Origin of the sequence: Vogesella sp. EB (assembly GCF_001037925.1) — a bacterium.
Classification (GTDB): domain Bacteria; phylum Pseudomonadota; class Gammaproteobacteria; order Burkholderiales; family Chromobacteriaceae; genus Vogesella; species Vogesella indigofera.
In genome coordinates this window covers 22,959-49,110 of the sequence record NZ_LFDT01000019.1, presented here as the reverse complement: position 1 = coordinate 49,110, position 26,152 = coordinate 22,959, and the positions used below count along the sequence as shown (strand labels likewise).

The following is a 26,152-nucleotide window of genomic DNA, read 5'->3' as shown; positions in this document are numbered from 1 at the left end:
CGCCGCCCCGCACCGCACGGGCCGGCTCCCAATCGCCAAGGATCATACAGAGATGCAGACCCCCGACACCGCCCGCCTCGCCGCCCTCGCCCAGCACTACGGCACCCCGCTGTGGACTTATGACGCCGCGGTCATCCGCCAGCGCATCGCCGCGCTGCGCCAGTTCGACACCATCCGTTTTGCGCAGAAGGCGTGCAGCAACACCCACATCCTGCGCCTGATGCGCGAACAGGGGGTGAAGGTGGACGCGGTGTCGCGCGGCGAGATCCTGCGCGCGCTGGCCGCCGGCTATGACGCCGCCGGCGAGCCATCCGGCATCGTGTTCACCGCCGACCTGATCGACCGCGACACGCTGGCGACGGTGATCGAGCACCGCATTCCGGTCAACGCCGGCTCCATCGACATGCTGCACCAGCTGGGCGCCGCCTCGCCCGGCCACCGCGTGTGGCTGCGCATCAACCCCGGCTTCGGCCACGGCCACAGCAACAAGACCAATACCGGCGGCGAGCACAGCAAGCACGGCATCTGGCACAGCGACCTGCCGGCGGCACTGAACGTGATCCGCCAGCACGGCCTCAACCTGGTCGGCCTGCACATGCACATCGGCTCCGGCGTCGACTACAGCCACCTGCAGCAGGTGTGCGGCACCATGGTCGAGCTGGTGCAACAGGTGAAAGCCCACGGCCACGACCTGCACGCCATCTCCGCCGGTGGCGGGCTGTCGATCCCGTACCGCGACGGCGACGCCAGCATCGACACCGACCACTACTTCACGCTGTGGGATGCCGCGCGGCAGGACGCCGCCGCCGTGATCGGCCATCCGCTGGCGCTGGAGATCGAGCCGGGCCGCTATCTGGTGGCCGAATCCGGCAACCTGCTGGCCGAGGTGCGCGCCGCCAAGGACGCCGGCAGCAACCACTTCGTGCTGGTCGACGCCGGCTTCAACGAGCTGATGCGGCCGTCGATGTACGGCAGCTACCACCACATCACCGTGGTACCGCAGGACGGCGTGCAGAAGCCGGAAAAAGACACCGTGGTCGGCGGCCCGCTGTGCGAATCCGGCGACGTGTTCACCCAGGGCGACGGCGGCGTGGTACTGCCGCGCCGCCTGCCGGCGGCCAATGTCGGCGACCTGCTGGTGTTCCACGACACCGGCGCCTACGGCGCGTCGATGTCCAGCAACTACAACACCCGCCCGCTGATCGCCGAGGTGCTGGTGGATGGCGATGCCGACCGCCTGATCCGCCGCCGCCAGACAGTGGAAGAGCTGCTGGCGCTGGAACAGCTGTAAGCCCGGCAGCAGGCAAATAAAAAGGTTGGCCGCATCACTGCGGCCAACCTTTTTCATGCCTGCGCCAATGGCTCAGCGCACGTGGATTTTCGCCTCGCCCTGCTGCAGCGTGCCGATGATGCTGGCGTAGCCGAAGCCGGCGGCATGGAACTGCGCCAGCACGCTGTCGGCCGCTTCCGGCGCGACCGCCACCAGCAGGCCGCCGCTGGTCTGCGCATCGGCCAGCACCCGCAGCTGCCACTCGGCAACGCTGGCGGCGGTGTGCACGTCCTCGCCAAAGCTGGCCAGATTGCGCTCGATGGCGCCGGGGCCGTAGCCCTTTTCCGCCCACGCCTGCGCCTCGCGGATCACCGGCACCTGCGCCATGTCCAGATGCGCGGCCAGTTGCGAGCCGCGGCAGATTTCCAGCAGGTGGCCGAGCAGGCCGAAACCGGTGACGTCGGTCAGCGCGTGTACCTCGGGCAGCGCCGCCAGCTGGCTGCCGACCTTGTTCAGCTGCGTAGTGGAGGCGATCAGCGCCTGATAGCCGGCGGCGTCCAGCTCGCCCTTCTTCATCGCCTGCGCCAGGATGCCGACGCCCAGCCCCTTGCCGAGGATCAGCACGTCGCCGTCTTTTGCATCGCAGTTGCGCTTGATCTGCTCGGGGTGCATCAGCCCCATCACCACCAGGCCGTAGATCGGCTCCGGCGCGTCGATGGAGTGGCCGCCGGCAATCGGGATGCCAGCCTCGCGGCACACCGATTCGCCGCCCTGCAAGATGTCGCGGATGGTTTCCACCGGCAGCGTGTTCACCGGCATGCCGACGATGGCCAGCGCCATGATCGGCGTGGCGCCCATCGCGTAGATGTCGGAGATGGCATTGGTGGCGGCGATGCGGCCGAAATCGCGCGCGTCATCGACGATGGGCAGGAAGAAGTCGGTGGTCGCCACCAGCGCCTGGCTGTCGTTGAGGCGGTACACCGCCGCGTCGTCGCTGGTTTCGGCGCCGACCAGCAGCTCCGGGTACGGCAGCTTGTCGCGGGCGCCGGACAGGATCGCCTGCAATACCGACGGTGCAATTTTGCAGCCACATCCGCCACCGTGCGACAATTGCGTCAATCTGATTCCTGTCATGGCCCACGCCTTCCTATCTATGTTTTTCAAGCTCGCGACCGTAGCACAGCGCCACCAATTTGACGAGATCATCGACGTGCGCACCCCGGCAGAATTTGCCGAAGACCACATTCCCGGCGCCATCAACTGCCCGGTGATGAGCGACGAGGAGCGCGTGCGCGTCGGCACCCTGTACAAGCAGGTGTCGCCGTTCGAGGCGCGCAAGGTCGGCGCCGCCATCGCCGCGCGCAATATCGCGCGCCACCTCGACGAGCAGTTTGCACGCCACCCCAAGTCGTGGCGGCCGCTGGTGTACTGCTGGCGCGGCGGGCAGCGCTCCGGCTCGATGGCCATCATCCTGGCGCAGATCGGCTGGGCGGCGCACCAGCTGGAAGGCGGCTACAAGGCCTATCGCCACCAGGTGCTGGCAGACCTCGCCACCCTGCCGCAGCAATTCCGTTTCCGCGTGATCAGCGGCCCCACCGGCAGCGGCAAGAGCCGGCTGCTGGCGGCGCTGGCGGCACAGGGCGCACAGGTGCTGGACCTGGAAGGTCTCGCCGCCCACCGCGGCTCGGTGCTGGGGCGGCTGCCGGACGTGATGCAGCCGTCGCAAAAGCGCTTCGACAGCCTGCTCGATGTCGCGCTGCAGGCTTTCGACCCGACGCGGCCGGTGTTCGTGGAGGCGGAAAGCAAGAAGATCGGCTTCGTGTCACTGCCGGACGCGCTGTACGGCCGCATGCACGACAGCGAGTGCCTGCAGCTGGAAGTGCCGCTGGCGGCGCGGGTGGCGTTCCTCAAGCGCGACTACGACTTCTACCTCAGCGAGCCGGAACGGCTGGTGACCCAGCTCGGCTTCCTGCGCAATGTGCACGGCAAGGCGCAGCTGGAGGCGTGGGCGGCGATGGCACGCGGTGGCGATTTCGACGCCCTGGTCGGCGAGCTGCTGACCGGCCACTACGACCCGCTCTACCTGCGCTCGCAGGGCAAGCACTACACGCAGGCGGTGCAGCCGCTGACCGTACCGGCACTGGACGACGCCACGCTGCAGCAGGTGGCCAGCCAGCTGGCCGGCTGAGGCCGCCCCCGGCCGCAAGGTTGGCCGCATCGCATTGAGCCTGCGGACAACCTTGGCGATCTGCCGGTCATGAACACCCGCCGGTTGCCGGCAGCATCCCTTACCATCACCGCATCCCGCCTTTGCAAACGGCCGCATGAAACTCGATCTCTACACCCTGTATGTCGGACACGTCACCACCTTTGTGCTGATGACCACCATCCTGCTGCTGATCGGCCTGCGCTATCGCCAGGAGCAGGCGCTGCGCATCTGGGGCGTGGCCGGCGTGCTGGCCTGCGCCGGCATCGCGCTGATCGCGCTGCGCCCCTACCTGTCACCGTGGCTGGGCGTCGGCCTCGCCAACTGCCTGCTGTTTTTCTCGCTGATGCTGACCTGGGTCGGCGGCGTGGCGCTGGAGCACACGCGGCTGCCGTGGCGACCGGGGCTGCTGCTGGCGGGCGCGGTCAGCGGCGTGTTCCTGCTGCTGCCGTTCGGGGCCGAGGCCTTCGCCTGGCGCATCCTGCTGTTCAGCGCCGCCTACCTGCTGTTCCACGCGCTGCTGTGGCGCAGCCTGCGCCGCAGCCCGCACCAGGCGCGGCTGGGCTACCGTCTTGGCCGGCTGATCGTGCTGCTGCTGATGCTGACCTACAGCGTGCGCCTGCTGTACTCCAGCGCCGTCAGCAGCGGCTGGCTGGCCAATTCGGCGCTGTTTGCCTACCTCGACTACCAGGCGATGTGGCTGGAGTACGCCAAGCTGCTGTGCTTCATCTTCATCTGCTTCGAGCGGCTGGAAATCCGCCTCTACCAGCAGGCGATGCTGGACAGCCTGACCGGGCTGGCCAACCGCCGCGCCTTTCACGAGCAGGCCGAGCAGCGGCTGGCGGCCAATCCCGATGCGCCGGTGGCGCTGCTGGTGATGGACCTGGACTGGTTCAAGCGTGTCAACGACAGCCACGGCCACCTCGCCGGCGACGAGGTGCTGGTGCACTTTGCCACGCTGCTGGATCGCCACTTCGGCCACTTCGATGCGGTGTACGGCCGCAACGGCGGCGAGGAATTCTCGGTGCTGCTCAGCGGCAGCGCGGTGCCGCACGCACCGGTGCTGGCGGAAACGCTGCGTCAAACCCTGGCCGCCGCGCCGATCACCACCAGCGACGGCAACACGCTGCAGCAGACGGTGAGCACCGGGCTGGTGGTCGCCGCGCGCGGCCGCACCCCACTGCGCGAGCTGTTCCTGCAGGCCGACCTGCAGCTGTACGCGGCCAAGGAACAGGGCCGCAACCGGGTCTGCGTCAGCGCGCTGTAACGCTCAGCGCGGCGGCAGACGATGGCGCCAGTGCCAGCGGCGCCGAGGCCAGCGCAACGGGCGGCGGCAGCCGCAACCAGCCCAGCACCCGCTCATCGGCCAGCCACAGCCGCGCGCCACGGCGCCGGTACGGAAACGCCTCGCGCGACGACAGCAGCGGCCCGGCGTTCTGCTGCACCACGATCACCGCGTGGGCATTCACCTCCGCCACGATGGCGACATGGCCGTAGGGATTGAACAGCGACGGGCCGAACACCAGGATGTCCTCCACCCGCGGCGGCTCGCTGCCGCCATTGGCAAACTGCAGCAGGCCGCGCTGGCGGTTGAGCGCGCCGCTGGCCAGCCCCGGCTGGAAGAACGCCCTGGCGTGGCCGTAGGCGTCCGCCATGCGGTGGCCGAAGCGGGCGTGGTAGTAGCGTTTCACGAACTCCACGCACTGGTACTTGAGGCCGAGGTTGTAGCCGTCGGCCGTCAGATGGCGGCCGTGGGTTTCATTGACACCGCCGTTGTAGTACACCGCCACGCCGTTGAAGCTGTCGATCACCGCGCCGCGTGCCGCCTTGGCGTTCAGCGCCATCCGCGTCAACGCGTACTGCGCACCGAACAGCAACCCCGCCAGCAACAGCAGCGCCAGCCCCAGCCTGATTGCCCTCTTCACCCGCCACCCCCGTCCGAGACTGCGGCCAACGTTGGCCGCAAAGCCGGCAAGCATCGCGGGTTTGCGATGCAAAATCAATATCACGTTCAAATGGCGGCGCCGTCGTCATGGCTGGTACGGCAAGGTGGCGGAGCCGGCGACCGTGCGGACCGGCTATGACCGTAGAAACCGCAGAGACCGCTGCGGCCAGCGCATGAAAAAACCCCTGTCCGGACTGGCAACAGGGGTCACGCCATCCGGAGGTAGCCGGAGACGGCGCTTACTTGATTTGCATATTGTCTTTGACCGACTTCACGCCACTGACGCCACGGGTCAGCTGTACTGCCCGGTCGGCATCCGAACTCGAGCGCACAAAGCCGCTCAGCTGCACACGTCCCATATAGGTTTCGACGTTGATTTCGGTCACTTTCAGCACCGGATCGTTGAAGATCGCGGTTTTCACGCGGCCGGTAATCACGCTGTCGTCCATGTACTGGCCGGTGCTTTGATGTTCGCGGGTCGCGGAACAGGCCGCCACCGACATCAGCGAGGCGACCACGAAAAACGCGGACAGATACTTGTTTAATGCTTTCATGATGGATGCTCCACAATGGTTGCGCGTGCCGGCGGCGTGTTGCTGGCCAGCCGGCCACCACTGCCGCCATCCGCGGCTCAATAGCGCGCGGCGGGCAGCGGTTTGCAGGGTTTAACGCGGCGGGGCGGCAGCGTTGCCACTCGCCGCCGCCGTCGGCATCAAGACTCGGAATCGGAGTCCTTGTTGCTTTCCTCGAAACGGCGGATCTGATCCTCGGCAGCCTGCTTGGAGATGCCGTAGGCTTCCTGCAGCTTGCCGGCGAGGATGGTGCGTTTGCCGGCAATCACGTCCAGATGATCATCGGTCAGATCACCCCACTGTTCGCGCACCTTGCCTTTGTACTGTTTCCAGTTACCTTCGATGATGTCCCAGTTCATGACTTGCTCCTTTTGACGCCGGATGCGGCTGACAAGATGGTCAAGTTGGCATCCGCTGCCCCCGGCACCGGCAGCGCGCACTACCATCATGCTGGGCCGCATCCGTACCGGACAGTGTCACCATGTTGCGGCCACGGCGCGGTGCTGTCGGTACGCTGCGCCACATTGCGGCCACCACGGCCGCCGGCAGCACCGCGTGGCGGCGTGCCGTAACGGGCAGCCTGCCCGTCAGGCCTAGCCCCCTGTGCTGGCGCAGTGACGGGGCATAAATCGACGGCGGCTGATCTATATTGCTTTTATGAGGGTCACCACCAGCAGGAGCCGGCCATGTCCATGATTGTCACGCCACAGCAAAACCACCTGCTGGGCGCCTTGCCGGCTGAGGTGCTCGACCGGCTGCTGCCACATTTCGAGCTGATCGAGATGCCGCTGGGCAAGGTGCTGTACGAATCCGGCGACGCCTTGCGCCACGTGTTCTTTCCCACCGATGCCATCGTGTCGCTGCTGTACGTGATGGAAAGCGGCTCCTCGGCGGAAATCTCGGTGGTCGGCAACGAGGGCATGGTCGGCATCGCGGTGTTCATGGGCGGCGAAAGCACCCCCAGCCGCGCCATCGTGCAAAGCGCCGGCTACGCCTTCCGCCTGTCCGGCAGCCACTTCAAGAACGAGGTCAACCGCCACGCCGAGCTGCTGCAGCTGATGTTGCGCTATACCCAGGCACTGATCACGCAGATGGCGCAGACCGCAGTGTGCAACCGCCACCACTCCATCGACCAGCAGCTGTGCCGCTGGCTGCTGCTGTCGCTGGACCGGTTGCCCAGCAACCAGCTGACCATGACCCAGGAGCTGATCGCCAACATGCTGGGCGTGCGCCGCGAAGGCGTTACCGACGCCGCCGGCAAGCTGCAAAAGCTGGGGGTCATCGAGTACAGCCGCGGCCACATCACCGTGCTGGACCGGCCGCAGCTGGAGCAGCTGTGCTGCGAGTGCTACGCGGTGGTCAAGAAGGAAACCGACCGCCTGCTGCCCTACACCGTCACCCCGCACCGCTAAGGCCGCGCGTCGCCGTCACGGCGTGCCGGACAGCGTCTCGTCGACAAAGCGCAGCAGCGCCGCCATCACCGTCAGCAGCACCGGGCCGATGATGATGCCGATCATGCCAAAGGCGGACAGGCCGCCGATCACGCCGATGAACACCGCCAGCATCGACACCGGCTCCCGGCTGGAAATCAGCAGCGGCCGCAGCAGGTTGTCGGATACCGACACCCCCAGCCCCCACACCAGCATGAAAATCGCCCAGCCCCACTGCGACATCAGCGCCAGCGCCAGCACCGCCGGCGCCCACACCAGCGCCGCGCCGCCCATCGGCAGCAGCGCCAGCGAGGCCGCCAGCACGCCGAACACCACCGGCGACGGCAGGCCGCTGATGGCAAAGCCGATGGCGACCAGCACACCCTGCGCCAGCGCGGTCAGGCCGGTGCCGTAGACCACGGCGCGGGTGGTGTTGCCGATCAGCTGCAGCAGGCGGCCGCGCCGTTGCGGCTCCATCGGTACCAGCCGCACCGCGCGATTGAGCAGCACGCGGCCGTCGCGCAGCAGGAAGAACAGCAGGAACAGCATCATGAAGAAGTGGATCACCATGTCGAGGGTGCCGAGCACCACCTGGCCGCCGGTGCTGGCCAGCGACTGCAGCAGCAGCCGGGCGCCGCTGTCCAGCCAGCCCTGCAGCTGATCGTGACTAGTGGTGAAATTGTGCCGCAGCCACGTCGACAGGCTTCCGAGCAGCGGATAGCGCTCCAGCTGCATCAGCAGGTCGAGATCGAAACGCAGCGGCTGTTTTTGCAGGCGGGTGACCAGCTCGGCAAACTGGTTGGCAAAGGCCACGCCGAGGCTGACCAGCGGCCCGGCCAGCACCAGCGGCACCAGCACGGTGATGATGCCGGCGGACAAGCCGTCGCGACCGCGCAGCTTGTGCGTCAGCCAGCGCTGCAACGGCGCCAGCAGAAAGGCCAGACAGATGCCCCACGCCAGCGCATCCCAGAACGGCGCCAGCATCCAGTACAGCGCCAGGCCGCACAGGGTGGCGACACCGATGACAAAACCCTTGAGATAGAGATCCACGCTCGCTCCTCTGTGACGCCGGTGGCTCACCGCGGGCTGCAATTGACAAGCCGGACAGCGGGCGCGCGGCTGCGGCCAACCTTTGGCGGCTGAACCGCAGCGGCGCGCACCGCGTGCCGCGGCTTAAAGACGACCGGTGGTCAGCCGCACCAGGAACATCACGACGGCGATGACCAGCAAGATGTGAATGAAACCGCCGAGGGTGTATGACGACACCAGCCCCAGCAGCCACAGAATCAGCAGGATCACTGCAATGGTGGTAAGCATGCTTCGTACTCCTTTTCCGGCGCCGGCTCGCCAGCCGGAGCCGGCAACTCGGTTGCCGCTCCGGCGCAATACTCGGCGCATTGCCCTGTTACTTCAGGAACCTGCTATGTTGCTGCCGTTCAAAACGCTTGATCAGCTGCTCGGCCTCGTTCCTGCTGATGCCGTAGGCCTCCTGAAGCCTGCCCGACAACGCCACGCGTTTGCCGGCAATCATGTCAAGACAATCGTCGGGCAGATTGCTCCACTCGGCTTTCACCTTGCCCCTGAATTCCTTCCAGTTTCCCTCTACCCTGTTCCAGTCCATTATTGTTCCTTCCGCATGGTGCCCGGATGCTGGCATCGCCAGTCAGGCCGCCAATGATGCAGCCGACCGTGCACCGCGGGTGCACTCATGCAAGGACAGGATACTGCGGCCAAGGTTGGCCATCGTTTGTGCTGCGCTGATGGATAAGCCGGTTACAGGTTCAAGGATAGTCAGCGCCGGCGGCCCTGTCGGTACGCTGGCAGACATAGTTAGATGATAGTCCGCCACGCGCTGCCTGCTGCGGCTCAAGGCTCGGCCGCCGGTGCCGGCACCACGACCACCACATCGCCCCCCGTTTTGCCGCGCTCGCCGGTGTCCCCGGTCGCACCGGTGTCTCCTGTCGCGCCGGTATTGCCAGTCGCGCCGGCACCGCCGGTGGCGCCGGTATCCCCCGTGGCACCGGTGTCGCCGCTATAACCGATGGCACCGGCAGGCCCCGAGGCGCCGGCCGGGCCAGCCGGCCCCGGCACCACCACGGTCGGCGCCGCCGGCTGGGTCACCACCACCGGCGTCGGCCGTTCGCAGGCGGTCAGGGCCAGCACCATCAGTGCCCCTGACATCTTCATCGAATTTTTCATGATCATTCCTTCGCTTGGGTTAAGGACAAGCACGGGCGTGGACCAACCGCCGGCCTTGTCAGCCCAAGCTACGCCGTCGCGGCGGCGGCCTCCGTTCGCTGGCATACATACCGCCCCAGCGCGTGGTGTGGCGCTGACGGCCACTGCTGCTGGCACCGACGGCGTTGGGTGCGCTGGCGAACAGACGGCGGCGGCCGTTGTCGTAGCATGGAATGGCACGCCCAAGGTTGGCCGCAGACGCCGGCCGTGCGCGGTGCACGATTGCAAAGGAGCGGAATATGCAACTCGGCCTGCTTGATCTGCCCTGGTGGGGCACGCTGCTGGTCACGCTGGGGCTGACCCACGTCACCATTGCCGCGGTGACCATCTTCTTGCACCGCCACCAGGCGCACCACGCGCTGGCGCTGCACCCGGTCGTCAGCCACCTGTTCCGTTTCTGGCTGTGGCTGACCACCGGCATGGTCACCCGCGAGTGGGTGGCGATCCACCGCAAGCACCACGCCGCCTGCGAAAGCGCGGACGATCCGCACAGCCCGCAGGTGTACGGCCTGCGCACGGTGTTGCTGCAGGGCGCCGAGCTGTACCGTCGGGCGGCCACCGATCCGGCAATGCTGGAAAAATACGGCCACCACACCCCCGACGACTGGATCGAACGCCACCTGTACGCCCGCTACAGCGCGCTGGGCGTGAGCCTGATGCTGGTCATCGACCTGCTGCTGTTCGGCCCGCTCGGCCTCAGCGTGTGGGCGGTGCAGATGCTGTGGATTCCGTTGTTTGCCGCCGGCGTCATCAACGGCGTCGGCCACTACTGGGGCTACCGCAATTTCGCGCCAGACGACTGCTCACGCAATGTCGTGCCGTGGGGCATCCTGATCGGCGGCGAAGAGCTGCACAACAATCACCACGCCTATGCCGCCTCTGCCCGGCTGTCCAGCCGGCGCTGGGAGTTCGACATCGGCTGGCTGTACATCCGCCTGCTGGCCGCGCTGCGACTGGCCACCGTGCACAAGCTGGCGCCGCCGCTGCGCTACAACCGCACCAAGACGGCGTGCGATGCCGACACGCTGCAGGCGGTGATCGTACATCGCCATCACGTGCTGGCGCGCTTTGCCCGCCTGCTGCACCCCGTCGCCGTCGCCGAACTGGGCAGCGGTGCGGCGCTGCCACCGCCACTGCCGCACGCGGCGGTGCGCCAGTGGCTGCAACGCGGCAGCCGCGCCCTGCCGTTGCCACAGCGCGCCGCGCTGGAACAGGCGCTGCGCCACAACCGCAAGCTGAACACCATTGAACTGATGCGACAGGATCTTACCGCCCTGTGGCGCCGTTCCGGCACCTCGAAGGAGCAGCTGCTTGCCCAGCTGGAAGACTGGTGTCGCCGCGCCGAGGGAAGCGGCATTGACGCGCTGCGGGAATTCTCCCGCGCGCTGCAAAGCTACGACTTATCGTTAGGAGAGACAAAATGAGCTTAGGAACCATACTGCTGATCGTGGTGGTGATACTGCTGATCGGCGCCATTCCCAGTTGGCCGCACAGCCGCAACTGGGGTTACGGCCCCAGTGGCGGGCTTGGACTGGTCTTGCTGGTGCTGCTGATCCTGTGGCTGATGGGGCGCTTGTAGCCCGCCGGCCACCCCAGCCAGACAAAAGCGTCCCCGCACCGAGGTGCGGGGACGCTTTTTTTGGTGGCAGCCACCGTGGTTAAGACATCGTGGTACCGCGCACCAGCACCACCACGCGGCGGTCCGGTGCCAGACAGGCAATCAACGCGGCACGGTTTTGCAGTGCGTTGCACTGCGCGCCGCTGACCGGCATCGCCTCACCCGCGCCCTCGACCGTGACCAGATTGCGCGGCACGCCGTTGCTGACCAGGAAATCTGCCACCGTCTGCGCCCGGCGACGGGACAGGTCCAGGTTGTACTGCTCGCTACCGAGACGGTCGGTATGGCCGACGATGGACAGGCTGGCATCGGTCGCGGCTTCGGCACGGATCTGCCGCATCAGCGCGAACAGCGCCTGCTCTGCCCCCGGCCGCAGTATCGCGAGGTCAAAGTCGAACAGGGTGTCGGCATTGAGCGTGAACGCGCGCGCCTGCGGCACCACGGCGGCCACCGGGGCCGGTGCTGGCGGCGGGGCCGGCTCCGTCATTGCCACCGGTGCCGGTGCCGCACGCGGCGTGCCGCCGAACTTGTACAGCACGCCCAGCGCCAGCTGGCCGTTGTTGGCACGCACGCCGGCGTCGTCCTTGCTGCCCAGCCGCCCGACCCACTGGTATTCCAGCCGCGTCGCCCAGTTGCGGTTGAGCGCGTATTCCAGCCCGACGGCAGCCAGCGGTGCGGTACGGTGCATATTGTCCCCGTTACCGCTCATGCGGCTGGCCATCACCCCGAGGCGGGTGTAGACATCGAATGATTCCGACACCGGCATGCCCAGCTTGGCCGCCAGCTGCAAGCCCTGCACCTTCAGGTCGGCATGGTTGGCCGCACCGAAATCGAACTTGAGCTTGCCCAGATAATCGTAACCGGCCTCCACGCCCAGCCAGTCGTTGAACTGGTAGCCAAGGAACAGCCCGCCGGCGATGCCGGATTTGTCGACATGGCGCGGATTCATCACGCTGTCGCCGTACTTGATGCCCTGGAATTCGCCATGGCCGGCCTTGGCGCCGAAATACCACGGTTCGTCGGTCGAGGCGGCGACCGCGCTGCCAGCAAGGCCAAGCAGCGCCAGTGCCACGGGAAGTTTTTTCGGTAGCATGTTGTTATTCCTCATTACTTTGAAACCATCAACAGCAGGCGGGCCTCGGCCGGCAATGCGACAAGCGCAGCGCAATGGCAAGACCCATGGCGACGACACCGCGGCGGCGGCAGGCAGCAGGCTGCCTGGCAAAGCCACCAGCCGTGCTGGCATCGTGAAGGAAACCACCCGCAACGGGTGGCATCAGGGAAGGACGGCGCCAGCGCAATGACTGCGCCGGCGCCGGAATCGGCGACGCTGCCCGGCCACGACGGCCGGGGCAGGCCGTTCAGTTAACGGCGGTCATCCATTTCATGGCCGATGACACCGCCGATGGCGGCGCCACCCAGGGTACCGAGCGTACTGCCACCGGTCAGCACTGCACCGCCGATAGCGCCCACGCCAGCACCGACGGCGGTGTTCTGCCCTTGGCGCGACATGCCGGCACACCCACCCAGGCTCAGCAGCATGGCTACGCTGACTGCGCCGAGTGTCAATCTCTGCATTGTTTTCATGGGGTTACCTTTTTCCTGAACAGGGTGTTTCGGGTGAGCCGCAGCGGCATGGACATCGCTGACGCCCTGGCCGGAGTGACCGGCACCGCATGCGGGCCGCGGCTCACGTTGACTCCTTTGCGTGAATGGGCAGTGCCATGCCGGCAGGAGCCACCGCACGCACTGCTCGTCGCCAGCACCATGCGGCCGTCAGGCCGGTATGGCTCGCTGCAACAGGTGCAGTGGTATTGGCGCCAATGGATACAGCTTAAAAGCGCCACCTACAGGCCGTCTGTCTGCTAGCACACAGACAAGGGGAATCGCCACGGCATGACCGGCAAGTGGCTGGCCGCATGCGGTGCGGCGATCAGGAAAGGGAACGAGCGGGGAAAACGGAAGGAGGGCCGGCCGCGGGCGCCGGTCTGGCGCTGGGGCCCGGTTACGACATCAACGGGCGGCTATGTATGGCAACGAACAGACTGCGGCCAACCCTGGCGCGATGATGATCCTGTCCGCGCCACAGCAACGCCGGCACAGGCCGCGTGGCCAGGCGCACCATCAGACAATCCCGGCATGCCACGCCACACCGCAATCTTTCAAGCCCTACCCCGCCCGCAGCGTCAGGCGCGACCGGACACCCCGGGCCAGCCCCGCCGTCGTCCACCTGCCCCCGGCAGACGCAGCCGCCCGCTACGGGCCACAGGAGAGTCAACATGAAACGTATTCTGCTTGCCACGGCCATTGCCGCCGTCACCGTCATCGCCACCCCGGCCCTTGCCGCCGACGTTGGCGTCTCGATCAGCATCGGCCAGCCCGGCTTCTACGGCCGCCTCGACATCGGCGGCTACCCGCCGCCGCGCGTGCTCTACCGCGAGCCGATCGCCATCCGCCGCGTACCGGTCGCCCGCCCGCCGATCTATCTGCGGGTACCGCCGGGCCACGCCCGCAACTGGGCGCGCCATTGCCGCACCTACAACGCCTGTGGTGAACGGGTCTACTTCGTGCAGGATCGCTGGTACAACAACGAGTACGTGCCGCGCTACCAGCGCTATCAGCGTGATCGCCAGCACCAGCGCCGCCAGCGCCAGGATCAGTACCGCTACGATAACAACCCGGACAACCGCGACTACCGCCAGCAAGGCACCGCGCCCTGGTACAACAACAATAACGACGGCTACCAGAACGACCGCTAGGCGCCCTGCCGGCGACATTGCCGCCGCCCGGCGCCACTGACCCTGCCGACCTCCTCGCCCGCGAGCAGGTCGGCAGCCGTTTGTGCCCGCCCCGTTGGCCAGTCCGGCTTCAGCCGCCGCGCAAGCGTGCCAGCCGTGCCAGCAGCCATTGCCGGCTGGCAACCGTGGTCTGTCCCGGGCAGCGCACCCGGTAGGCGTTGCCGCTGAAGCTGCTGCGGCTGGCCGCCTGCTCGATGAAGTCTTCGGTGCGCTTGAGCGGCCGGCGGGCCTGCAGGTATTGGAACTTGTCGCGCAAATGGCGCGCCGCCGCCGCCGCGTCGTACCAGCCACCATTGCGGTAAAACTCGCAGCCGCTGGCCGCCACCTCGGCCAGCAACAGGGTGACCTCCTGCTGCACCGGCGGCTGCGGCTGCGCCTGGCTCATCGCCGCCAGCCATGGCAGCAGTAGCCACCACCCGCGCCGCGTCACAGCTCTTTGTCCAGCGGCAACAGCGACAGCAACCGCACCGCCAGCCGCTGCCAGTCGCTGCGCGCCGGCTCGCGCCGGTATTCGACAAGCTCGCCGTTTTCCCATGTCTGCCACACCAGTTGCGGCGCGCCGCCCGCCGCTGGCGGCCGCAGCAGCAACCGGTAGGCGTTTTCCGGCTGCGTCATCGCCTCGAAGCGCGCGGCCACCTGCTGTGCCAGCTGCGGGCTGTCGATGATCAGGCCGATCTCGGTATTGAGGTGCATCGAGCGCTGGTCAAAATTCATCGATCCGACATAAAGCCGCTGCCGGTCGAACACGAACAGCTTGGCGTGCAGCGAATAATTGCCGTGCCGCGAGATGGCGTGGCTCTGGCCGCTACCCTTGCTATTGCCCAGCAGCGCGCGGATTTCGTGCAGCGCGACGCCATCCTGCAGCAAGGGCCGCCGGTAGTGCATGTAGCCGGAATGCGCCACCAGCACCGTGGTCGATTCCAGCGAGCTGGTCAGGATGCGGACCTGCACCTGGCGCTGGCGCAGCGCACTGAACAGTTGCATGCCCTCGTGGCCGGGGATCAGGTACGGGGTCACCATCAGCAGCTCGCGCTGCACCGCCAGCGTGGCGCCGGCCACCTGGCGCTGCATCAGCCGCCCCACCATCGCGCCACTGAGCACCTTCTTCTTGTCCGGGCTGTCGTAGACCAGCTGCGCCGGCGCCCAGACCAGCGGCAAGCGCCCGCTCACCATCGCCGCGAACGGCTCGCCGCTGGCCAGACGCGCCACATAGTCGACACCGGCGGATTGCGACTGGCGGTGCTCCGCCTGCAGCTGGCCGCGGTGTTCCTGCAGCTCGGTGTGCGACGATCCGCCGCCGGCCAGCGCCTCTACCGGGATAGCCAGCGCGCTGTTCCAGAACTCGTCGAAGCTGGCCGACAGCGGCCGCACGATGGGGCCGCCGGCAAACACGTCGTCGTCGGCAAACTGCGATTCGGGATCGATCTGGAAGTACTGGTCGCCGATATTGCGCCCGCCCAGCAGCGCCGCGGCGTTGTCGACCACCAGCAGCTTGTTGTGCATGCGGTAGTCGAGCCGCGCCGCGTTGAACATGAACTCCACCGCCTTCAGCGCCAGCGAGTGGCCACGGTAGGCGAACGGATTGAAGATGCGCACCTCGATCATCGGGTGCGCGGCCAGCTTGATGATCTGCTCGTCGCCGGCCTCGGTTTCGCCATCGTCGAGCAGCACCCGCACCCGCACGCCACGGTCGGCGGCGCGCAGCACGGCACCGGTCAGCAGCCGGCCGGTGTCGTCACCACGGAAAATGAAGTACTGCAGGTCGAGCGCCCGTTCCGCGGCGTTGATCATCTGCATGCGCAGCAGAAAACCGTCGGCGCCGACCGGGATGATGCGAAAGCCGGACTGACCGTCGTGGCCGCGTGCCAGTGCGGCAAACTGCCGCCCCAGCTGTGTCGTTTCCGGCGCCGCCAGCGCCACCGACGGCGTTTTGGCGTAGTCGGCCCCCGGCGGCAGCGACGCGCAGCCGGCCAGCAGCAACAGCGCCGCCAGCAGCCAGTGCCGACACAGCCTGCCAATTGCGGGTGAACATTCCATGCTGCTGCCTCCGGTTGCCGGGCAAACGGCCACGGCGCAGGTCCGGGCCGGCACCAGGCGTGCGGCCAGGCCGGCACGCCGGTGTCTCCATCAACATTAGCCGTTCATGGCCAAAACGCACGTTGCGGCCAACCTTGGCTCAGTCCAGCGGCCGGTACAGCAGCAGCAACAGCGCCGCCAGCAGCAAGCCGGACAGCAGTGGCCCCGCCAGCCGCCGCCAGCGCGGCACCCCGTGCCGCGGACCGTCGGTCAGCAGCAGCACATCCCAAAAGCGGCTGGTGACGCCGTAACACACGGTCGGCGCGCTGCCGAGATGATGACGGGCGTGCCGGCACTTCAGCCGATACAGCGCACCGTGGTCGCGCCGCAGGTGATGCAGCGCGTGATGGGTCAGCGCATAGCCGACATAGCCCAGCAGCACGCCCAGCGTCAGCGCACTGGCACGACGCAGGTCGCCCAGCCACCACAGCGGCAGGAACACCAGCCCGGCAAACAGCAAGCCGCTGAGCAGCGTTGGGGTATAGATCAGCGCTGCCGGCCGCCGGTGATGCTCGGCATGCCAGCGTGAGAACGGGGCGATACCGTGCAGCACAAAGCGGTGCGACGCATACTCCAGCGCGCTCCATACCAGCAGACCGGCGATCACCAGCACCGTGCTGTCCAGCCGGTGGCCACCGCTGCCGCTCAGCAGCAGAAACAGCAGCAGCGCGGCAATGGCCACGCCGTACAGCGCAAAATCGACACGGTAGGCCGCTTTTTCGTGTTCCAGGACAAACAGCTTCATGGCAGGGCGCTCCGTGGCTGGATGCCCGGCGGCAGTCGCACGGGCAATAAGGCATGCTAGCCAGCGCCGCGGCGGCAGTCGGTACGCCATCGTACACAGCCCCGCTTGCGGCCAACCTTGCACCGCCCTGCCCGCCGTCAGGGCGCGGGCGTCCAGTTCACCTGCAGCAGGTGCGGCTGGCCGTCATCCTGCAGCAGCACCTCGTCGCCGACCTGCGGCACGCCATCCAGCGTGATGCCCGCCTCCGCCGCGCGCTGCACCTCGATCCGGTACGGGGTGTCGTGATAGCGATACGTCAGGGTATAGCCCGGCCACGCCGGCGGCAGGCACGGCACGATGCGCAGCCGGGCGCCGTGCAGTGTCAGCCCCAGCACCGACTCCAGTATCAGCCGGTACATCCAGCCGGCCGAGCCGGTATACCAGCTCCAGCCACCACGGCCGGTGTGCGGCGCCAGCGCGTACACGTCCGCCGCCATCACATACGGTTCCACCTTGTAGCGCTGTACCTCCGCCGCGTTGCGGCTGTGCTGCAGCGGGTTGATCATCGACAGCAGCGCCCACGTCCGCTGCTGATCGCCCTGCGCGGCAAACGCCATCGCCGCCCAGATCGCGCCGTGGGTGTACTGGCCGCCGTTCTCGCGCACGCCCGGCACATAGCCGCGGATATAGCCCGGATACAAGTTGGAGTGATCGAACGGCGGATCGAGCAGCTGCACCAGCGCCGCCTCCGGCCGCACCAGCTGGCGGTAGACCTCGTCCATCGCCTGCCGGCCGCGCACGGCGTCGGCGACGCCGGACAGCACCGCCCAGCTCTGCGAGATGGAGTCGATGCGGCACTCCTCGTTGCTGGCCGAGCCCAGCGGCGTGCCATCGTCAAAGTAGGCGCGGCGATACCAGGCGCCGTCCCAGCCGTGCGTCGCCAGGCTGGCGGCCAGTCGCGCGCGCTGTGCCTCGCACTCGTCGGCAAAGGCGGTGTCGCCCTGCCCGCGCGCCAGCGGCGCGAACTGGCGCAGCACCTCGCACAGGAAAAAGCCGAGCCACACGCTCTCGCCCCGGCCCAGCACCCCGACGCGGTCCATGCCGTCGTTCCAGTCGCCGGAGCCGATCAGCGGCAGGCCGTGCGCCCCCAGGCGCCCGCCGTGGCGGATCGCCAGCACGCAGTGGCGGTACAGGCTGGCCGCCTCCACCCCGCCGCCGGGCAGATCGTAGTAGGAGTCCTCTTCCGCCGTCAGCGGCCGCCCTTCCAGGAACAGTACCGATTCGCCCAGCAGCGCCGCGTCGCCAGTCACCGCGACATAGCGGCACACCGCCAGCGGCAGCCACAGGTAGTCGTCCGAGCAGCGGGTACGCACGCCGCGCCCCAGCGGCGGATGCCACCAGTGCTGCACGTCGCCCTCGCGGAACTGGCGGCTGGCGCACAGCAGCAGGTGCGCGCGCACCCGCGCCGGCGCCGCGTACACCAGTGCCATCATGTCCTGCAGCTGGTCACGGAATCCGAAGGCGCCGCCGGACTGGTAGTAGCCGCTGCGCGCCCACACCCGGCACGCCAGCGTCTGGTACAGCAGCCAGCCATTGGCCAGCACGTTCAGCGAGGCATCCGGCGTCTGCACCTGCAGCACGCCCAGCGTCTGCAGCCAGTGGCCGCGCACCGCGTCCAGCGCCAGCCTGGCGGCGTCACTGCCGCGATAGCGCTGCACCAGTGCCGCCGCCTCCTCGCTGTTGCGGCCAACCCCCAGGCGGAAGATCACCTCGCGCCCCTCGTCCGCCTGCAGCGTCAGCTGCAGCTGCATCGCCGCGCACGGGTCCAGCCCGGCGCCGACCTTGCCGGACAGCGTGCTGCGCTGCAGCGCCGCCGGGTGGCGCAGGCAGCCGTTGCGGCCGAGGAATTCGCCACGGTCGGCGGTGAGCTTGCGCGTGCTGTCGTCGACATCGAAAAACGCCACCAGCGCGGCAAACTCGCTGTTGTAGACATTGCGCGCGTACAACGCCCCGCTTTGCGGCGCGATCTCGGTGGCGACGTGCAGCGCCGACTTGGCGCGCAGGTCGCCCAGCACCCACTCCACGTAGCCGGTCACCGACAGCCGCCGCGCACGGCCGGAGACATTGCGCAGCTTCAGCACCGAGAACTTCACCGCCGCGTCGCTGGCGACATACACCCACAGCGCCGATTCGATGCCGTCCGTCACCGTCTCGAACACGCTGTAGCCAAAGCCGTGGCGGATGACGTAGGGCAAGGGCGTGCACGCCGGCAGCGGCGTTGGCGACCAGAAGTGGCCGCTTTCCTCGTCGCGCAGGTAGATCGCCTCGCCGCTGGCGTCGCTGACCGGGTCGTTATGCCACGGCGACAGCCGGTATTCGTGGGCATTGCCGTACCAGGTGTAGCCGGCGCCGCTTTCCGACAGCACGGTGCCGAACTGCTCGTTGGCCAGCACGTTGGCCCACGGCGCCGGCGTGCTCTGCCCGGCGCGCAGCCGGATCACGTACTCGCGGCCATCGGCACTGAAACCGCCGAGGCCGTTGTCCAGCAGCAGTTCGCGCGGCGGCGGCTCCGGACTGGCCGGCAGCACCGGACGGTAGCGCTGCGCCGGCAACAGCGGCGCCGGCAGCGGCAGCCGCGCCGGGATCTGCTCCAGCTGCTCGGCCAGCGTGCCGCGGCTGTCGCTGAGCACCACCCGCGCCACCGCCTGCAGCAGGATGCGGTCTTCGGCGGAGATATGCTCGGCCGAGCGCACGAATATGCCACCGGGGCGGTCGATCACGCTGGCCTCGACCCCGGCAGCGATCAGCCCGAGGATCTGTTCCTGCAATTGCTGGCGATAGCCGGCGTGGTCCTCGTTCCAGATCACCAGATCCACCGGCAGCCCTTTCAGCCGCCAGTAGTTGTGGGCCTGCACCAGCTGCCGCACCAGCGCAATGTTGGCCGCATCGGCAATCTGCAACAGCACGATGGGCAGATCGCCGGAAATGGCGTAGCCCCACAGCCCGGACTGGCTGCGACGGTTGCTGGCCAGGATCGCCGAGCTGACGCGCAGCGCGCCGTGGGCGTACAGGATGGCGCCGGCCAGCCGCCCGTACAGCTGCGCCTCGGTCTCGCTGGCATTGAGCTGGCGCAGCATCACCTGGTTGTGCGTCCACGCCAGGTCGAACACGCGGTCGGCCAGATGCCGGTCCTGGTATTTGTCGATCAGCGCCTCGGCCGCGCTGCGGCTATCGGCCATGCCGGTAACCAGATCGACGGTGACCGCCTGCTGCGGCGCCAGCGTGAGGCGACCGCGAATGGCCACGATCGGATCCAGCACCGCGCCGTCGCTGCCGGACAGCGGCGCGGTGCCGTGCAGCGCCGCCGGCGATACCGTGCTGCGGCCGCGGCCGATAAAGCGCAGGCGGTCGGTTTCGTAGGACATTTCCGCCGCCACACCGTGCACCTGCATCAGGTGCAGCAGGTATGGCACCGCCTCGTCCTGCGCGCGCGGCCGGCGCGTGCACAGTATCGCGTGGCGCGCGGCGAGGATCTCGCTCTGCACGAACAGCTTGCTGAACGCCGGATGCAGCGTGTCGGCGACCGGCGGCGCGATCACCACCTCGGCGTAGCTGGTGATGTCCAGCTCGCGCGGCTGTGCCGAGCGGTTGGTGATGCGCAGGCGGCGCAGCTCGATATCATCTTCCGGCGACACCACGATCTCGGTATAGGTTTCGAAGTGGCCCTCGTTGGCGCCCAGCGTGTCGTGGCGGCGGTATTCGGCGCGGCCTTCGGAAAAGATCGCCTCGAACTGCTCCGGCTGCTTCAGCGTCGGCTGGAAGCCGCCGGACCAGAACACGCCGCTGGCCAGATCGCGGATGTAGCAGAAACTGCCCCAGTTGTCGCAGGTGGGGTCCTCGTTCCAGCGGCTGACCGCCAGCCCTTTCCAGCGGCTGTAACCGCCGCCGGCCTGGGTCAGCATCACGTGGTAGCGGCCGTTGGACAGCAGCTGCACCGCCGGCGCCGGGGTCTGCGGCGAGGTGAAGTGCCGCGTCGGGGTCTGCGCCGGCTCCGCCACCGCCACCGCGTCGAAACGGCGGACGTGGTGGGCAAACAGCGCCGTCGCCTTCGGCACCCGTTCCTGCAGCAGCAGCAGGCTGGACTGCAGCAGCGGATCGGCGACAAAGCGGCGCTGCATCGGCTGTGCCAGCAGCCAGTGCGCCAGCGCCAGCAGGCTCATGCCCTGGTGGTGGGCCATGAACGAGCGCACCACCGTGCGCGTCTGGCCGCGCAGCTGGCGCAGCGGGGTGTAGTCCACCGCCTCGAAAAAGCCGTCGCGACCGAGCACGCCTTCTGCGGCCAACCTTTGCAGATTGCTGCAGGCCGCCTCCGGCGCCACCATCAGCGCCATCACCGCGGCGTACGGTGCGATCACCAGATCGTCGGCCAGGCCGCGCTTCAGCCCCAGCCCGGGCACGCCGAAGGCGTGATACTGGTAATTGTGCTGCGGATCGACCGCGTTATAGCCGGATTCGGACACCCCCCATGGCACGCCGCGCTGCGCGCCGTACTGGATTTGCCGCGCCACGGCGCCCTTGCAGGTCTGGTCCAGCAGGGTGTGCTCGTAGCTGGGCATCACCAGCAGCGGCATCAGGTACTCGAACATCGAGCCGCTCCACGACAGCAGCACCGGCTCGCCGGTACTGCCGGTCAGCAGCCGCCCCAGCGCAAACCAGCTGTCCTGCGGCAACTGCCCCTGGGCGATGGCGACGAAACTGCTCAGCCGCGCCTCGGAGGCGAGCAGGTCATAAAAGCCGGCATCGCTGCGCCCATCGCTGACGTTGTAGCCGATGCTGAGCAGCTTGCGGGTGGGGTCGAACAGGAAGTCGTAGTCCATCTGCGCCAGTTCCCCGGCCAGCTGCGCCAGCTGGTTAGCCTGCTGCAGCTGTAGCGCCGCGCGCTGCCGGCCGGTGGCCAGCGCCTGCTGCAGCTCGGCCAGCCAGCTGCGCTGGGCCGGGGTGGCCGCGTCCGGCAGGCGGATGTCCTGTTGCGGTGTCGCCAGCTGCTGCAGCGTGCTGGCGGTGGATGGCAGCCCCACCTCGTCCAGCCCGGGCGGTGGCGACGGCAGTGCCAGCCATGGTGCCAGCCACAGCAGCTGGTCAAGTGCCTGCTGGCATTGCTGCTGCAGCGCCAGCGCCCAGTCGTGCGCCTCGTTGCCGGCGTCGATATCGCTGCCGCTGCCCAGCTCGCGCGCCGCCAGCGCCACCAGCTCGTCGGCCTCCCCCTGCAGGTGTTGCAGCCGCTGCTGCAGGGCACCCAGCGGGGTATTGGCGGTCAGGGGGCGATCATCCAGCGCCTGGTACAGCTGGCCGGCCCGTGCCGCGCTAGCGCCGCTACCGCTGCCGGCCAGCAGCAGCAAGGTGTCGCCGAGGCCGTCCAGCAGCCGTGGCGACAGCAGCGGTGCATCCGCCAGTGCCAGCAGCCCGGCGCGCAGTACCAGTAGATGCGCCGCCAGATTGCCGCTGTCGACGCTGGACACGTACAAGGGCGGCAAGGGCTGCAGCGTCTGCGTGTCGTACCAGTTGTAAAAATGGCCGCGATGGCGCGCCAGCCGCAGCATGCTGCGCAGGGTGTTGTCGCTGCGCTCCAGCAGCACGCTGCTGGGGATGTAGCCAAAGTCATGCGCCGCCAGGTTGGCCAGCAGCGCCAGGCCGATATTGGTCGGCGAGGTGCGGTGCGCGATGGCGTCGGCCCGCGACGCCTGCACATTGTCCGGCGGCAGCCAGTGATCGGCGGCGGTGACATAGCGCGCAAAAAACGCCCAGGTCCGCCGCGACAGCTGGCGCAGGAAGCGGGTCTGCTCGGCCGTCAGCTGCGGCGGCTGCGTCGACAGCGGCCGGCTCAGCCACCACGCCAGCAGCGGTGCGGCCAACCATAGCAGCAGCAAGGGCAGCGCCACCGGCAGCACCGCCGGGTTCAGCCGCAGCAAGAGCGCCGCCACCAGCAGCGCGCTGCCCGGTGCCTGCCACATGCTGCGATAGCTGGCCGCAAGGCTGCTGCGGTCGCGCGTCGCCAGCAGGCGTTCGACCTCGCTGGACGGGTTCCATTCCAGCAACCGCCGCCGCGACACCAGTACCCGCCACAGCGTGCGCGTGGCGGCACCCAGGCTGTAGGCGGCCTCGAACGGCAGGCAGGCCAGCTCGAACGCCACCTGCTGCATGTGGCGCAGCGCGACGCGCACCACCGCCTGCAAATGCTGGCGCAGCAGCACATCCTGCGGTTTGCGGAACAGGTCCAGGATCGCGGCGCTGAGCGAGGTCACCAGCATCACGCCGATCACCGACAGCGTCCACAGCCCGACCGCCGGCAGCAGCAGCCAGCCGAACAGCAGCAGCAACATCAGCCCGCCCGGGGTCAGGCTGCGGCGCAGGTTGTCCAGCAGCTTCCACTGCGACAGCACCGACAGCGGGTTGGCCTGGCAGGGTCGTCCCTTGCCGCTGCAGCTCGCCTGCGTCGCGTCCGGCACCTTGCGCCGCAACCACGACACCAGCTGCCAGTCGCCGCGGATCCAGCGGTAGCGGCGGCTGACATCGGCGCTGTAGCGCGCCGGGTAGTCCTCGTACAGCTGCACATCGCTGAGCAGGCCGGCGCGCAGGTAGCAGCCTTCCAGCAGGTCGTGGCTCAGCACCCGGTTTTCCGGAAAGCGGCCGTCCAGCGCCAGCGCGAACATGTCCACGTCGTAGATGCCCTTGCCGATGAAGGAGCCTTCGCCGAACACGTCCTGGTACACATCCGACACCGCGCGGGTGTAGGGGTCGATGCCGGTATCGCCGCCGTACAGCCGCGCATAGCGCGAGCGGTTGGTGCTGGGCAGGCTCACCGCCACCCGCGGCTGCAGGATGCCGTAACCGGCCACCACGCAGCGCTTGCGCGCGTCGTAGTGCGGCTGGTTGAGCGGGTGCGCCATCGCCGCGACAAACTGCTGCGCCGCGTCGCGCGGCAGCTGGGTATCGGTGTCCAGCGTGATCACATACTTGACGCTGTTCAGCACCTGGCGCGCGCCTTCCACCAGCGCAAAACCGCTGTCGGCCACCGATGCCGCGCTGCTGCGCAGCAGGGTGTTCAGGTCCGCCAGCTTGCCGCGCTTGCGCTCGTAGCCCATCCACACCCCGGCCTCGGCATTCCAGCGCCGCGGGCGGTGAAACAGGAAGAACAGCTCGCCTGCCTCGCCCTCGCCCTCGGTCGCGGTGGCGTAGCGGTGGTTGAGGGCAACGATGCCGGCCTGCGCCCGGGCGATCAGCGCGGCATCGCCGGGCAGCACTTCCGATGCGGCATCGCACAGATCGGTGAGCAGGCCAAAGTGCAGATGCGCGCTGCGGTTGGCAAGAAAGCGCACCTCCAGCCCTTCCAGCAGGCTGTCGACACCGTCGTCGTTGCTGAGCATGGTCGGGATCACCACCAGCGTGCGCGCCGTCGGTGGCAGGCCGTGGCTGAAATCCATGCGCGGCAGCAGGTGTGGCGTCACCGTCAGCGTCGCCAGCCAGTTCATCAGCGTGACCGCCAGCTGGCTGGTGGACAGGGTCGCCAGCAGCCCCAGCAACAGCAGCGGCCACAGGCCGAGGCCGCTGGCCTGGGCCTGCCACAGCAGCAGGCCGCTGAACAGCGCGGTCAGCAGCGCGATGCCGCCCAGGAACAGCGGCAGCGCGTGGCGGAAGCCGGCGTGGCACAGCGCGGCCAACAGCGAAAAACGTACCGCGGCCGCCCGTTCCAGCTGCGGCAGCCCGTTGCCGACCAGGTAATAGCCGACATGGCTGCTCGGCTCGCTCAGCCGCCGCCCCAGATCCTCGACTGCGACACCGCGCGCCAGCGTCACCACCAGTTGCGCCACCGCCACTTCGCTCAGCGCACTGCGTTTGGCGATGGCCTCGACCGCGTGGCGATAGCGGTCGCGGGTGGCAAAATCCATCAGCCCGTACACGCCATACGGGTCCTGCTGCAGCACCTGCTCCACCGCGCTCATGCTCTCGACAAAGTCGCGCCAGTTCAGCGCCCCCAGCGCGCGCAGGCTGCCGATGCTGTTGCTGATCGTCACCTGGTCGGCCGCCTGCTGCTGGTTTTCCGACTGCACCAGCTGCTCGATGGTGAAGCCGGATTCACTCAGCCGCTGCGCGATCCAGGTCAGCGGCAGCGCCAGCGCCGGGCCGCGCCCCTGCAGCCGGCGCGCCAGTTCGGCGACAAAGGTGCTGATCATCGGCGGATTGGAACGCGCCATGTCGGCGACCACCAGGATCAGGCTTTTCGGGTCTTTCTCCGCCGCTTCGCGCATCTGGTCGGCCCAGGAATCGGCCAGATTGCGCGCCGACCAGCCGGCGGCGATGCGCACCGCGACGCGGCGCAGGTTCTCGATCACCGCCAGGCGCAGCATGATCGGGATCGCCCACAGCTCGCCCAGCTGCAGCGGCGTCACGCCCTGGTAGGCGGCGACAAAGCGGCGCAGGCTGTCGCCATCGACGCGGCTGTCGCTGTGGGTGACGATTTCCAGCGCGATGTCGTAGACGCGCGGATGGCAGCTGGCGTCGGCGTTGCCGGCGGCCAGGCACGGCAGCTCGCGGCTATAGCCTTTGGGCAGATGGCGGCGCGCGGTGCGGATCTGTTCTTCGATCAGGTAGAAGTTGTCGAGCAGCCATTCCGCCGCCGGCGAGATGCGATGCCGCGCCGAGACGGTGATGGTCAGCAGCTTGCAGACTTCGAGCAGGGTTTCCTCGTTGGCGGCCAACCTTGCCAGCAGCGGATCCGGCGTGCGCGCGGCGGCCAGCTGGTGCGATGCCGCCAGCTGCCGGCCGTACTGCGCCATCTGCTCGGCACTGAACAGCTCGGCGCGCAGCGGCGCCTCGTCCTCCAGCGGAAACTCCGGCATGCCATGGCGCTGCAGCGTCCAGCGCCAGCCGGCCAGCGGCGTCAGCAGCCGGCGCCAGGCAGCAAGATCAGGCAGCCATTGTCGGAACGAAGTACGCATGAGAAATACCTGCCGGCCCTCGGCAAGCGGCACCGGGACAGGCGAAAGACAGCAGCAGCGGACTGCCGGCGGGCCGCACCATGTCGCAGCCCCTACTCCAGAACCATAGCAGCGCGCGCCGGGATCGGTGCCGGCAGTCGCGGCATGGCCGCGAAAAATCCGCGCCCGCCCGGCCCCATCGCGCCGCAAGCGTGCCACCAGTATGCGCAAGCCTACCGCTGCGCTCCGTTCCGCAGCACACATAGGCAAAATGGCTAGACTGGCGCGGGCTGATCCGCC

21 protein-coding genes are annotated in these 26,152 nt (G+C 68.1%); 7 read left to right on the top strand and 14 right to left on the bottom strand.

The window, feature by feature from the left end; genetic code table 11:
- Nucleotides 1-52: 52 nt before the first annotated feature.
- Nucleotides 53-1,291: a diaminopimelate decarboxylase gene (lysA, locus tag ACG97_RS11685; protein ID WP_047967539.1), complete on the top strand. Its 1,239-nt coding sequence runs from the start codon at nucleotides 53-55 to the stop codon at nucleotides 1,289-1,291.
- 72 nt (nucleotides 1,292-1,363) lie between these two features.
- Here the strand turns inward: lysA and selD are convergent, their stop codons facing one another.
- Nucleotides 1,364-2,404, bottom strand: a complete 1,041-nt coding sequence (gene selD, locus ACG97_RS11680) for a selenide, water dikinase SelD (RefSeq protein ID WP_047967538.1) — start codon at nucleotides 2,402-2,404, stop codon at nucleotides 1,364-1,366.
- 19 nt (nucleotides 2,405-2,423) lie between these two features.
- Between selD and mnmH the strand changes: the two genes are divergently transcribed.
- The gene (gene mnmH, locus ACG97_RS11675; RefSeq protein ID WP_047967537.1) at nucleotides 2,424-3,458 is read left to right on the top strand and encodes a tRNA 2-selenouridine(34) synthase MnmH; all 1,035 of its coding nucleotides are present in this window, start codon (nucleotides 2,424-2,426) and stop codon (nucleotides 3,456-3,458) included.
- A gap of 136 nt (nucleotides 3,459-3,594) precedes the next feature.
- Nucleotides 3,595-4,743, top strand: coding sequence for a GGDEF domain-containing protein (locus ACG97_RS16970; RefSeq protein WP_053068159.1), 1,149 nt, complete (start codon nucleotides 3,595-3,597; stop codon nucleotides 4,741-4,743).
- Here the strand turns inward: ACG97_RS16970 and ACG97_RS11665 are convergent.
- From ACG97_RS11665 to ACG97_RS11655, 3 genes are all read right to left on the bottom strand, one after another.
- Nucleotides 4,730-5,401 (bottom strand): CHAP domain-containing protein, encoded by a 672-nt coding sequence (locus tag ACG97_RS11665; protein WP_047967553.1) that lies wholly within the window; start codon nucleotides 5,399-5,401, stop codon nucleotides 4,730-4,732. The two genes, ACG97_RS16970 and ACG97_RS11665, sit on opposite strands and share 14 nt — an antisense overlap.
- Before the next feature lie 259 nt (nucleotides 5,402-5,660).
- Complete coding sequence (locus ACG97_RS11660; protein WP_047967536.1) at nucleotides 5,661-5,975, bottom strand: BON domain-containing protein; 315 nt, start codon at nucleotides 5,973-5,975, stop codon at nucleotides 5,661-5,663.
- A gap of 158 nt (nucleotides 5,976-6,133) precedes the next feature.
- Nucleotides 6,134-6,352, bottom strand: coding sequence for a CsbD family protein (locus tag ACG97_RS11655; RefSeq protein WP_047967535.1), 219 nt, complete (start codon nucleotides 6,350-6,352; stop codon nucleotides 6,134-6,136).
- Between the two features lie 327 nt (nucleotides 6,353-6,679).
- Between ACG97_RS11655 and ACG97_RS11650 the strand changes: the two genes are divergently transcribed.
- The gene (locus ACG97_RS11650) at nucleotides 6,680-7,405 is read left to right on the top strand and encodes a Crp/Fnr family transcriptional regulator (protein WP_047967534.1); all 726 of its coding nucleotides are present in this window, start codon (nucleotides 6,680-6,682) and stop codon (nucleotides 7,403-7,405) included.
- Nucleotides 7,406-7,420: 15 nt separating this feature from the next.
- Here the strand turns inward: ACG97_RS11650 and ACG97_RS11645 are convergent, their stop codons facing one another.
- The 4 genes from ACG97_RS11645 to ACG97_RS17645 form a co-directional block, all read right to left on the bottom strand.
- Entirely contained in the window at nucleotides 7,421-8,473 is a 1,053-nt protein-coding gene (locus ACG97_RS11645; RefSeq protein ID WP_047967533.1) for an AI-2E family transporter, read from the bottom strand.
- Between the two features lie 123 nt (nucleotides 8,474-8,596).
- A complete protein-coding gene (locus ACG97_RS17650; RefSeq protein ID WP_156168028.1) occupies nucleotides 8,597-8,740 on the bottom strand; it encodes a lmo0937 family membrane protein in 144 nt (47 codons plus the stop codon).
- A gap of 88 nt (nucleotides 8,741-8,828) precedes the next feature.
- Nucleotides 8,829-9,044 carry a CsbD family protein gene (locus ACG97_RS11640; RefSeq protein ID WP_047967532.1) on the bottom strand — a complete coding sequence of 72 codons (216 nt, stop codon included), beginning with the start codon at nucleotides 9,042-9,044 and terminating at the stop codon, nucleotides 8,829-8,831.
- 245 nt (nucleotides 9,045-9,289) lie between these two features.
- Nucleotides 9,290-9,622, bottom strand: a complete 333-nt coding sequence (locus ACG97_RS17645) for a hypothetical protein (protein ID WP_047967552.1) — start codon at nucleotides 9,620-9,622, stop codon at nucleotides 9,290-9,292.
- Between the two features lie 278 nt (nucleotides 9,623-9,900).
- Between ACG97_RS17645 and ACG97_RS11630 the strand changes: the two genes are divergently transcribed.
- A complete protein-coding gene (locus ACG97_RS11630; protein WP_047967531.1) occupies nucleotides 9,901-11,085 on the top strand; it encodes a fatty acid desaturase in 1,185 nt (394 codons plus the stop codon).
- Nucleotides 11,082-11,240, top strand: a complete 159-nt coding sequence (locus ACG97_RS17315; RefSeq protein ID WP_082133764.1) for a DUF3309 family protein — start codon at nucleotides 11,082-11,084, stop codon at nucleotides 11,238-11,240. The genes ACG97_RS11630 and ACG97_RS17315 overlap by 4 nt, the downstream gene beginning before the upstream one ends.
- Before the next feature lie 79 nt (nucleotides 11,241-11,319).
- On the opposite strand, the gene ompA is transcribed toward ACG97_RS17315, so the two are convergent.
- Both ompA and ACG97_RS11620 read right to left on the bottom strand, forming a co-directional pair.
- Nucleotides 11,320-12,372: a porin OmpA gene (gene ompA / locus ACG97_RS11625; protein ID WP_047967530.1), complete on the bottom strand. Its 1,053-nt coding sequence runs from the start codon at nucleotides 12,370-12,372 to the stop codon at nucleotides 11,320-11,322.
- A 272-nt stretch (nucleotides 12,373-12,644) separates the two neighbouring features.
- Nucleotides 12,645-12,866 (bottom strand): glycine zipper 2TM domain-containing protein, encoded by a 222-nt coding sequence (locus tag ACG97_RS11620; protein WP_047967529.1) that lies wholly within the window; start codon nucleotides 12,864-12,866, stop codon nucleotides 12,645-12,647.
- A gap of 692 nt (nucleotides 12,867-13,558) precedes the next feature.
- On the opposite strand from ACG97_RS11620, the gene ACG97_RS11615 reads away from it, so the two are divergent.
- The gene (locus ACG97_RS11615; RefSeq protein WP_047967528.1) at nucleotides 13,559-14,038 is read left to right on the top strand and encodes a hypothetical protein; all 480 of its coding nucleotides are present in this window, start codon (nucleotides 13,559-13,561) and stop codon (nucleotides 14,036-14,038) included.
- A 109-nt stretch (nucleotides 14,039-14,147) separates the two neighbouring features.
- On the opposite strand, the gene ACG97_RS11610 is transcribed toward ACG97_RS11615, so the two are convergent.
- The 4 genes from ACG97_RS11610 to ACG97_RS11595 all read right to left on the bottom strand — a co-directional run bounded on the left by ACG97_RS11610 (nucleotide 14,148) and on the right by ACG97_RS11595 (nucleotide 25,873).
- Nucleotides 14,148-14,507, bottom strand: coding sequence for a DUF5329 domain-containing protein (locus tag ACG97_RS11610; RefSeq protein ID WP_238377325.1), 360 nt, complete (start codon nucleotides 14,505-14,507; stop codon nucleotides 14,148-14,150).
- Complete coding sequence (locus ACG97_RS11605) at nucleotides 14,504-16,114, bottom strand: phospholipase D family protein (protein WP_047967526.1); 1,611 nt, start codon at nucleotides 16,112-16,114, stop codon at nucleotides 14,504-14,506. The genes ACG97_RS11610 and ACG97_RS11605 overlap by 4 nt, the downstream gene beginning before the upstream one ends.
- A gap of 139 nt (nucleotides 16,115-16,253) precedes the next feature.
- Nucleotides 16,254-16,898, bottom strand: coding sequence for a sterol desaturase family protein (locus tag ACG97_RS16965; protein WP_053068158.1), 645 nt, complete (start codon nucleotides 16,896-16,898; stop codon nucleotides 16,254-16,256).
- Between the two features lie 137 nt (nucleotides 16,899-17,035).
- Entirely contained in the window at nucleotides 17,036-25,873 is an 8,838-nt protein-coding gene (locus ACG97_RS11595; protein WP_238377324.1) for a GH36-type glycosyl hydrolase domain-containing protein, read from the bottom strand.
- Between the last annotated feature and the right edge of the window lie 279 nt (nucleotides 25,874-26,152).